The sequence below is a fragment of the Lentilactobacillus sunkii DSM 19904 genome (genome assembly GCF_001435575.1).
In the GTDB taxonomy this organism is placed as follows: Bacteria; Bacillota; Bacilli; order Lactobacillales; family Lactobacillaceae; genus Lentilactobacillus; species Lentilactobacillus sunkii.
The window spans coordinates 49839-56103 of the sequence record NZ_AZEA01000016.1; the positions used below are offsets into that span (position 1 = coordinate 49839).

Below are 6265 nucleotides of genomic sequence, written 5' to 3' on the forward strand. Positions count from 1 at the left end.
ATTCTGTTACACCGCCTAATTAAGTAGTAAGATTAAATTGAATCCAAAAATAATCAAAGGATGCGGATAATATGTCAGAACGAAAAGTTTATACTGATTACTTTTTTGATGAGCCTGCCTACAATACACACGATGGCGGCTTTATTCCATTGGAGGAGCCCAAAACGCCCCAACAACCGTTAAAAATTCCAGAACTTTTGAAACCGGATAAGGAAACCGATACCGATATGTATTACACGGTGATCGCCCAAACCGGTGAAGTTCAGTTATTACCTGGTAAGAAGACCAAGACTTGGGGATATAATACCGATCTGCTTGGCAAAACAATTTTATTTAAAAAGGGCAAAATGATTCACATCACCCTCAAAAACGAATTACCAGAATTAACAACCTTCCATTGGCACGGATTAAACGTTCCCGGTCCAATTACCGATGGTGGCTGTCACGCACCGGTCTATCCTGGCGAAAGCACCCAGATTGAATTCAAATGCGATCAGGTTGCCGCAACGCTCTGGCTGCACGCCCATCCGTGTCCAGCAACTGCTCAGCATGTTTGGAAAGGTTTGGCAACTGCTGTTGTCGTCAAAGATGACGTTGAAAGTAAGCTACCATTCCCAAGAAATTACGGTGTTGACGATATTCCGGTTATTTTACAGGATCGTCGATTCCACAAGGACAACCAATGGGACTACATGGCCGACTATGACCCTGACGGCGTGCAGGGGCCAACAGCCATGATCAACGGTACCATTAATCCATACTTTGATGTAACGACACAGCGGCTCAGATTACGCCTTCTCGATGGTGCCAATCGCCGTGAATGGCGTCTGCATTTCAGTGACGATTTGAAATTCACTCAAATTGCATCCGATGGCGGCGTTCTTCCTGAACCCGTTGATTTCACCCACTTAATGCTGACATGTGCAGAACGGGCTGAAGTCATCGTCGACTTTGGCAAATACAAACCTGGCGATGAAGTCACTATGTACTGCGATGATGTGCCGATCATGCGGTTTAGAATTCACGAATTTGCACCAGACAACACTAAATTGCCTGATCATCTGGTTGATATTCCAGATCCAGACGTCACACCAGGCGCACCTGTCCACAAAGTTGTCATGTCCGGCATGGATGAAGAAGTCATGATGAATGGTAAGAAATTTGATATGCAGCGGATTGATGACAAGCAAAAGCTCGGTAACGTTGAATACTGGGACATCAGCAATACCAACGACATGAGCAACGGTATGGTTCACCCCTACCACATGCACGGAACGCAATTTAGAGTTGTTTCCAGAAATGGTCATGCACCTTATCCTAACGAAAATGGTCTGAAGGATACCGTTGGTGTAAACCCTGGTGAAACGGTTCGGCTGAAGGTTTGGTTCGATCATCTTGGTGTCTACATGAACCACTGCCATATCATTGAACACGAAGATGGCGGTATGATGGCCCAATTTGAAGTCTATGATCCGGATCATCCAAAGCAATATAAACTCATGGATATGGATACTTTAATGAATGCATTCGCCAAAGAACGTGGCGTTAAAGTTGAAGATCTTAACATTCCCGGAATGGATATGTAAGCTTAATTGTTGCGCATGTCTGCCTGACGTGATACTATAAACTGTGGAATGAAAAATGAATAAAGCTGTTAGGTGAGGCTCCTATGTGAAAAATGCTACTGCTCAGAAACGTCGAAAGACGCCAATGAGTCAGCTGTCCCAGTCAAAGTAAGGCTAGGACTAATGTGGCTGTTAATTATTAACTACATCACATAGTGCTAAAGCTCAACGACTGGCGTAAGTGTTTTTGAAGTGTCCAGTCGCGAAGCGGCTGGACACTTTTCATTACTAAAAAACTTTAAAGAGGTGAGAGTTATGACAAACGAATTTACAGACCCAGGAGCGACGAAGCATCAGTCTACCAAGGGAAGCCCGGTTGTGATAACTCTCTTACAACCTCAAGTTTAACGAGAAATTGTTATAACCGATCTTCCCGAATTGATAAATGTTTGATGACTCTAAACGTATTTGTTTCTTGATTATTAGCTTTACCGCTAGATGTATCACAAGAAATTTCTCGACTTCGTTTGTTTAGAGGATTCAACTTTTTGGGAATTCGGTTAATACAATTTCTCGGTGGTCTTGAGCATTTAGGTACTGGCGTACTTGTGCTTGATCGGCTACTCAAAGTCGAAAAACACTTCACCTTTTAGGAAACTAATTGGGGAGGAATCAATTAATCGATCAAAATTGCCACACATAAAACGATAATAATCGTAATTATGAGGACGAAACCTCCAAGAATCCGGCGGAAGCTGATTCTTGAAAAGTAACTGCGATCTTATCGAAAATACTATTATAAGGCCGTCAACGTAAACTCGTTGACGGCTTTTAATGTCCGGAGCATCAACAGTCTGCTTGACTTTTACCCGCGTTTCGTGTGTAATACAAATGTACATTAATTAAATCAATCATTTTGTGGTCTGGGGCGCTGAAAACAGCTGAGAAATACCCATGGAACCTGATGCAGTTAATACTGCCGTAGGGAGACCCATTTTAGTCAATCAGCTTTTGTGAAAATGACTGAAAGCCCACTTTGAATCTCAAAGTGGGCTTTTTTAATTTCATGGACTTGATGACCCCTTAAACAGAATGGTAGGAAGGAGGCAGTCTTTAATTGTTGCCCGTTGCTATTTATATTTAAGGAGTTGAAGACTTTGTCATTTTCACAGGAATTAATTCAAGCAGCCCAGCCATATTTAAAAGCCAACATGGCCCATCCTTTCATTCAAGCTGTTATCAATGATCGGCTGGACAGTAAAGCACTTAATTATTATATTCAGCAAGATTTACGATATGCCGACGCCGAAACAGTCGTTCAAGCTAACTTGGTCGCAAAAAGTACGACAATTGAAGATCAACGAATGTTCGCAGACCAGTTGAGTACTCATCTTGGGACCGTCAACGAACTTTTTAAATCTCTAACCGAAAATACATCAGATAGCTGGACAGATCAGCGCTACCAACCAATTCAACCTGTAACGTTCATTTATCGATCACATATTCTCTCACCAATCGCTCAAGGCTCGCTCCTTGATCTGCTTACCCCCTTCGAGGCAGGTAACTGGTTGTATATCGAACTTGGAAAATACCTTGCTGATACCAAGAAAGTCAAACCGGATAACGCCTTTTATTCTTGGGTCAAGGCGGTTCAAGATCCCCATTTAGCAGGCCAGGATGGAATCTCAAACCGCTTCCTTAAGGTTATTGACCGAGAGGCAGCCAATGCAAGCCCTGAACATTTGGAACAGGTTAAGCAGCAGTTTGTTCGCAGCATCCTTCTAGAGTGGTATTTCTGGGACGCTGCCTATAAACAATTGACATGGGACAACTGGGGACATCATGTACTGAACTCAGATGGAGGTGATTTGTTATGACCCGATCATCACATTGGCACGTCCAACAAATTATCCTTGTTGCACTAATTGGAATTATCTGTGGTGTTATTTATCAATACGTTGTAAATTCACTGTACAATATCGCCAGGGTTGCAGCGACCCCCACCGGATTGAGTCCGTACGTTGATAATTTCTTTGCTGGGCTCTGGTTCATTGCCGCACCACTCAGTATGTATTTTGTGCCAGCTATTGGTTCAGGAACCATTGGCGAGACGCTGGCATCAATCGTTGAAATGTTTCTCGGTTCCCAGTGGGGTGCGTTCACGTTGGCATATGGGATCGTCCAAGGTGCCGGTAATGAATTTGGCTTTTTTCCTAAAACAAAAAGATACCAAGCATTTTCATGGAACAGCTGTCTTCTGGGTGCAATTGGTGCGACCGTTGCCAGTTTTGTCTGGGATTATTTTGCATCCGGATACAGCCATTATGGATTATTAATGCTGTTGGGGCTGTTCATTACCCGAACCATTTCAGCCCTACTTTTTGACGGTGTCATGGTGAAATTGATTACTCTTCGATTTGATAAACTTTGGCGCCAGGAAGCTCCTGCCAAAAACTAGCAAAACTTATATTTGAATCTAAGATAGGAGAAATATTTTGAAAACAATCACAACATTTACAGATCAATTACATGAACTCGCCCAACCACTGTGGCTGCAAAGCGTGAACCATCCATTTATCAAACAACTGACGGCCGGCGAACTACCAATGTCCACATTCCGCTATTATCTATTGCAGGATCGCTATTACCTCAGTGAATTTGGAAAACTTCACGATCTAATTGCGGATCAGTTGGATGACCCAGCTGCCATCGATTTTTTAAGAAAAGGTGCCCAAGGTTTGAAAAATGGCGAAATTGCCGTTCGGAAGGGCTTCTTTACCCAACTAAATATTACCAAAAACGAGATCGCCTTGACGCCAATCGCCCCAACTGCTTATAACTACGTCAACCATATGTACGCAGCACTATACCGGGGAACCCCACAACGTGCGATTTCTGCGTTGCTGCCATGTTACTGGTTATACAACGAAATCGGTAAAGCCGTTATTTCTCAGGGATCACCGGTTTCACTTTACCAGCAATGGATTGAGACTTATGACAGCGAGGGTTACACCGACAGCGTAAACCAAATGATCCAACTGACCAACCTCGCCGCCAGCCAAGTCGATAAGGCTGAACGTCAACAGATGACCGATGTGTTCATTAAGAGCAGCGCTTATGAATTGGGCTATTGGCAAATGTCATTGAAGCATGAAAATTGGGATGCACTCACGAAATAAATAATTATCAATTAATATCAAAAAATAGCTCTCAAGTGAGATGGTTAACCCACTTGAGAGCTATTATTTATAGATACTTCCTGTCGTCGTTTATGATTGCGTTACCTAAGTATCTATTCAGCGTTTTCGACAACGGAATGCTTTTTAAATGAAGCAATGTATTTTTTCGACTTTTCTTCATCAAATTCTTTTTCTGATTTACCAATCACAACCGTGGCAAGGGAGTTACCAACAACGTTAACGGCTGTCCGACCCATATCAACAATTCGGTCGATCCCAGCAATAAAGGTCAAACCAGTGACTGGAACGCCAATGGTGGAGATGGTTGCCAGCAAGACAACAAATGAGGCTCCTGGCACCCCGGCCATTCCCTTTGAAGTAATCATCAGGACAACTAACAAGGTAATCTGTTGGCCGATGGAGAGGTTAATATGATAGGCCTGAGCGAGGAATAATGCAGCAATCGATTGATAAATTGCCGAACCATCCAAGTTAAATGTATAGCCGGTTGGAATCACAAATGAAACAATTCCCTGACTGGTCCCAAATTTATCCATTTTCTCGATCATCTTAGGTAAAACGGCCTCTGAACTGGCTGTTGAGAACGCCAAAATGATTTCATCTTTGATCACCAACAGTAGATCAAAGATACTAAAGCCAAAGATCTTAGCAACAATTCCCATGATGACTAAAATAAACGCTGTCATCGTGACGTACGCAATCGCCACAAAGTAACCTAGCGGGATTAAAGCACCAATTCCCATTTCAGCCAAGGCAACCCCGATTAAAGCACAAACACCAATTGGAGCAGCATGCATAACCCAGTTGGTTACTTTGAACATAACTTCAGCAACTGCATTTAAACCATCGATCAGGATCTTTCCCTTTTCACCAATAGCCGCAATTCCTAATCCAAAGAATACTGAGAAGAAGATAACCGGCATCATGTCGCCATTTGCTAATGATTTGAAGATGTTGGTAGGAATAATCCCAATTAACGTTCCCCAAATTCCAGTATGTTGAGCCGTTTTGGCTGTTGCCATATACTGACTTATGTCTGATCCATGCAGGGAATGAATATCAATCAACGTTCCAGGATGCAGCACGTTGGCAACAATCATCCCAAGTGCAATCGCAATGGTCGTCATTAACTCAAAATAGATGATGGTCTTCAATCCAACTCGACCAAGTTTCTTAATATCACCCATACTGGCAATTCCAACCGTTAAACATGAAACAACGATTGGTAATACAATCATTTGGATCAAGTTGATAAACATGGTTCCAATGTTCTGCATAACCGTTATTGCGGCGTTATTTTTATAAAAGATAACCCCAAAAAAGACACCAAGTACCAGACCAATAACGATCTGCCAGCCCAAAGTCAGCCGGTAAGCTTTATACCGCTTCATAATTTCACCCGTATTTCCTTAAAATATGTACTGTTTTAATATAAAACAAAAGCCTTCAATAGTAAATACCATTGAAGACTTTCTAAATTGCGTGGCAACGTCCTACCCT

The 6265-nt window shown here is 42.5% G+C and carries 5 protein-coding genes and 2 riboswitches; of the genes, 4 read left to right on the forward strand and 1 reads right to left on the reverse strand.

The window, feature by feature from the left end; translation table 11 throughout:
- The first annotated feature begins 71 nt into the window (after positions 1 to 71).
- The 4 genes from FD17_RS09340 to tenA all read left to right on the forward strand — a co-directional run bounded on the left by FD17_RS09340 (position 72) and on the right by tenA (position 4744).
- Positions 72 to 1586, forward strand: a complete 1515-nt coding sequence (locus FD17_RS09340) for a multicopper oxidase family protein (RefSeq protein ID WP_057825924.1) — start codon at positions 72 to 74, stop codon at positions 1584 to 1586.
- A 57-nt stretch (positions 1587 to 1643) separates the two neighbouring features.
- Positions 1644 to 1809: riboswitch (M-box (ykoK) riboswitch) on the forward strand.
- Between the two features lie 670 nt (positions 1810 to 2479).
- Positions 2480 to 2570, forward strand: a riboswitch (TPP riboswitch).
- A gap of 152 nt (positions 2571 to 2722) precedes the next feature.
- Entirely contained in the window at positions 2723 to 3442 is a 720-nt protein-coding gene (locus tag FD17_RS09345; RefSeq protein ID WP_057825925.1) for a TenA family protein, read from the forward strand.
- Complete coding sequence (locus FD17_RS09350; protein WP_057825926.1) at positions 3439 to 4023, forward strand: ECF transporter S component; 585 nt, start codon at positions 3439 to 3441, stop codon at positions 4021 to 4023. The genes FD17_RS09345 and FD17_RS09350 overlap by 4 nt, the downstream gene beginning before the upstream one ends.
- A gap of 37 nt (positions 4024 to 4060) precedes the next feature.
- Complete coding sequence (gene tenA, locus FD17_RS09355) at positions 4061 to 4744, forward strand: thiaminase II (protein ID WP_477218325.1); 684 nt, start codon at positions 4061 to 4063, stop codon at positions 4742 to 4744.
- Positions 4745 to 4857: 113 nt separating this feature from the next.
- Here the strand turns inward: tenA and FD17_RS09360 are convergent, their stop codons facing one another.
- Positions 4858 to 6156: a cation:dicarboxylate symporter family transporter gene (locus FD17_RS09360; RefSeq protein ID WP_057825927.1), complete on the reverse strand. Its 1299-nt coding sequence runs from the start codon at positions 6154 to 6156 to the stop codon at positions 4858 to 4860.
- Between the last annotated feature and the right edge of the window lie 109 nt (positions 6157 to 6265).

Bases quoted from the DNA above. Each gene is read 5' to 3' on its own strand.
- FD17_RS09360 (WP_057825927.1), bottom strand. From the start codon at position 6,156: ATGAAGCGGTATAAAGCTTACCGGCTGACTTTGGGCTGGCAGATCGTT.
- FD17_RS09350 (WP_057825926.1), top strand. From the start codon at position 3,439: ATGACCCGATCATCACATTGGCACGTCCAACAAATTATCCTTGTTGCA.
- FD17_RS09340 (WP_057825924.1), top strand. From the start codon at position 72: ATGTCAGAACGAAAAGTTTATACTGATTACTTTTTTGATGAGCCTGCC.